1 protein-coding gene is annotated in these 502 nt (G+C 44.2%); it reads right to left on the bottom strand.

Annotated elements, in window-relative coordinates:
• Positions 1–502: DUF6363 domain-containing protein (locus R7E78_RS31060; protein WP_318059263.1), on the bottom strand; the 502-nt coding region annotated here is incomplete at both ends.

Here is a 502-nt window from a genome sequence, read left to right as displayed (position 1 = left end):
TACCTTCAAGGTCCATATTCAGTTGATCGTATAACTGAACCAGATTAAACCCGGCTTGCAAGCCCAATTGATAATCATGTTCTAACGCTTCTGGTTCACTCAGGAGTGAAGAAGATTTCAAGCCCTCTTTGGGCGCAATTTGCAAAATAAACGTGTCGTCCGGTGGGTTTGATAAAAACGCCTGCGTTAGCTCAAAGGTCTGATAGTGAATCATCAGCATATCGGCCAAGCCAGAATCAAAATTCTCACCAATCAAATGGCTTAATCGATACAAATTATCAGCCCCAAATAACCAACGACCACCGTTGAGAAGCATTTTCCCAGTTAACTTAGACTGGTGCGCAGTATTAATTTTTTGTTGGAAGAAAGACGTCCAGTCAGACTTCCACTGGCTGACTTTTTGTTGCCAAGATTGCTGCACCGAGTTTATGGATTCGCGATACCATTCTACTGGCACGTCTCCGATTTCACTTTGCGCCCTCGCCTCTATCTCAGAGAAGGG

This window comes from Vibrio sp. YT-19(2023) (assembly GCF_033337395.1).
This window is presented reverse-complemented; position numbering and strand designations above follow the sequence as displayed.